Genomic DNA, 2943 nt, shown 5'->3' with positions numbered 1-2943 from the left:
TAATCCGAATACGGAAGAAAATTGCAGGCGAAGCTTCTATAGATTATACAGCCGTGTCCGCAACGCATACCCATTCCGCGCCTGATTTACTGGGGCTGTGGGGTAAAAGCCGGTTGAAAAGCGGCGTGAATGAAGACTATAAGTCACAGGTTCTCGAAAAAACGGCTCAGGCTGTGATTCAGGCTGATAATAATCTACACCCGGCCCGCCTGGTATTTGCAATAAATGAAAGGGATGCAGCTTCTATGGTGAAAGATACCCGGCCTCCCGAAGTAAAAGATGATGCCCTGAAAATCATGCAGGCAGTTGATAGCAGGAAAGATTCTACCCTGGGTACACTGGTGCTTTGGGGGAATCATCCCGAAACTACCTGGAACAAGCATTTGCAAATCAGTTCGGATTTTCCCCATTATCTGCGTCAATATCTTGAAGGAGGGATTCGGCATGAAGACAGCCTGGTATTTAAAGGTTTTGGGGGTACCAGTATGTTCATTCCCGGCGCCATTGGCGGACTGATGTCAACTACACCGGACGTTACCGTAGAAGATCCGGTTACAGGCCGGTCTTTCAAAAAACCATCCTTTGAAAAGGCAGATGCACAGGGAAAAAAACTGGCCATGCTTGTTGAGAAAACCCTTAAAACCTCAGCCGATACAGTACAGAAAGCCTCCCTGAACTTAAGGGTCAAAACTTTCAGCCTGCCCATAGAAAACCGGCTTTTTAAACTGGCTTCAATCCTGGGAATCATCAAACAGGGATTCAACGGCTGGGGAATGCACAGAAGTGAAATGGCTGCTTTTACATTGGGTGAAGCGAGCTTTTTAACCATTCCCGGTGAGATTTATCCGGAGATTGTTTATGGAGGGATAGAAGCGCCTGAAGGACAGGATTTTTCTGTGGATCCGGTTGAGGTACCACCTTTACATGCTGCCATGCCCGGAGATTATCATTTTTTTATGGGACTGACCAATGATGAAATGGGCTACATCATTCCCAAAAGCCAATGGGATGAAAAGAAGCCATACCTTTATGGAGAAGAGAGCGGACATTATGGGGAATCCAATTCTCTTGGCCCGGAAACCGGGGTTATCATTCACAGAATGGCTATGGATATACTTTCAGAACTTAAGCAATAATTGTCTTTTGGTGATCTAGCCGGTTTATTGACATCCGTCTGCTGTTCATCGGCTTAATATATTTCATGGGTAATAAGGCACAACCCTCCTCTACTGACTCAAGTATAGCAAATGATTACTTGTTTGGAATAATAATTATTAATAAATTTCCAACTTCAAACATATAAGGTACATAGTTTACATAGGCTAACACATAGAAAGAAATATTGTGAATAACAAAAAATTTTTCATTAAGTAAAACAAGCAAATCAAAGAACCTTATTTGAAAATTTGTCCTCTCAATTGCTTGATTAATGATAAACCTATGTGAAATCCTATCTTTCCTATGTTCCCCCCGCCTGCTTCGGGGCAGGTATGTGGTTCAAAAAAAGTCAAATTGCTTAATTTTGAGAACGATACATAACATCAGGTTATGAGAAATTTGTTTGCCGCTAAAGCTGCGGTAAGAATAATCCAGGTTAACAGAAAACACATCAGCAATTGATAAAAAAGAGTTTTTTATCTTTTAATTTTCTTAAAAATCCTATATTTTTACAGCTTCTTAATAACTGACCTTGTTGTCAAAACGCTTTATGATATGAAAATCACGAGAAAAGAATTCTTAACACGATCATCATTAACTGCGCTGGGTATTGGGCTTATGCCGCGATTATCCGGCATGACTTCCGGTAAGGGTTCCATTACGGAATCAAAAAAACTGGGAAACACCGATATTGAGGTCACCACATTGGGTTTCGGTGCTGCCCGGACACAGGAACCTGGTGTACTCAAAGCAGCCCTCAATAAAGGAATCACTTTTCTGGATACGGGACGCCGTTACGCAAACGGCCAGAACGAGGTCATGATAGGAAAAACCCTGAAAGGCACACGGGAACGGTATGTCATCCAGTCCAAAATGAAAGTGGACCTGGAAGGAGGTTCTGCGAGTGCCGCTAAGATAGGAAGACAGATGGAGACTTCACTGGAAGAGAGTCTGAAAGCCCTGCAGACCGATTATATTGATGTGATGTTGCTTCATGGCATAGGGGATGAAGGTGTCATGCGGAATGAGACCATCCGCAAAGTATTAACTGAGATGAAAGAGAAGGGAGCCATCAGGGCACATGGATTTTCCACCCATAACCATGTAAGTCTGCTCAGGGAACAAAACCGTGATCCGTTTTATGATGTTGTGATGGTACCCTTTAATCCGTTCGGAGGTTTCCAGCATTCTCAGAGTGACTGGAGCACGTCCTGGGATCAGGAGGCCCTGATCAAAGAGATGAAGCAGGCTCATAAAAACGGAACTGCTGTTGTAGCCATGAAAACCTGTTCCGGTGGCAAACATGCATTCAAACAGGGAGAAGAGCCCAGCTACAGCGGGGCTGTGAAGTGGGTGCGTTCACAGGCTTTTGTCGATACTACTGCCGTGGCCATGGCCAGCTTTGAGGAGATTGATGCGCATACCTGATAAGGGTTCATCGTGACATCACAATTCCTGATAATTTGAGTTCAAGATTGTCCTAATAAAAAGAAATTTGTGTGATCTTTATTTCATTTGGATTACACTGTTTATTTCTGGTATATGAATAATTTCCTGGGAAAAAACAGGTTTACCTTTAGGAATAAAAATAAATCTAAATTCGGAATCAGAGCTAAATTCATCAGCAGTTTTTACAAAATAATCTTCTAATTGAATTGTTTTCAATCCTGGTACCTCAGGATGATCTCGTGTATAATAAGGTAAAACTTGTTTTTTATTCTCATTTGTAACTTGAAAAATCTTTGTTTTTACATACTTAACAGGTTTAGCTATCCATGTTATGAT

General features: G+C 42.1%; 3 protein-coding genes. 2 read left to right on the top strand and 1 reads right to left on the bottom strand.

What is annotated here, in order from left to right; all coding sequences use genetic code 11:
- Both KGY70_20225 and KGY70_20220 read left to right on the top strand, forming a co-directional pair.
- On the top strand, positions 1-1136 hold a 1136-nt coding region (locus tag KGY70_20225), incomplete at its 5' end, for a hypothetical protein (protein MBS3777531.1).
- Between the two features lie 577 nt (positions 1137-1713).
- Positions 1714-2586, top strand: a complete 873-nt coding sequence (locus KGY70_20220; protein MBS3777530.1) for an aldo/keto reductase — start codon at positions 1714-1716, stop codon at positions 2584-2586.
- Positions 2587-2664: 78 nt separating this feature from the next.
- Here the strand turns inward: KGY70_20220 and KGY70_20215 are convergent.
- On the bottom strand, positions 2665-2943 hold a 279-nt coding region (locus KGY70_20215; GenBank protein MBS3777529.1), incomplete at its 5' end, for a hypothetical protein.

This window comes from Bacteroidales bacterium (genome assembly GCA_018334875.1).
In the GTDB taxonomy this organism is placed as follows: domain Bacteria; phylum Bacteroidota; class Bacteroidia; order Bacteroidales; family UBA12077; genus JAGXLC01.
Note: the sequence above shows the minus strand (reverse complement) of the source record. Positions and strands in the feature narration are given on the sequence as shown.

Excerpts from the sequence above, each read along its gene's own strand:
- KGY70_20220 (MBS3777530.1), top strand. The coding sequence starts at position 1,714 with ATGAAAATCACGAGAAAAGAATTCTTAACACGATCATCATTAACTGCG.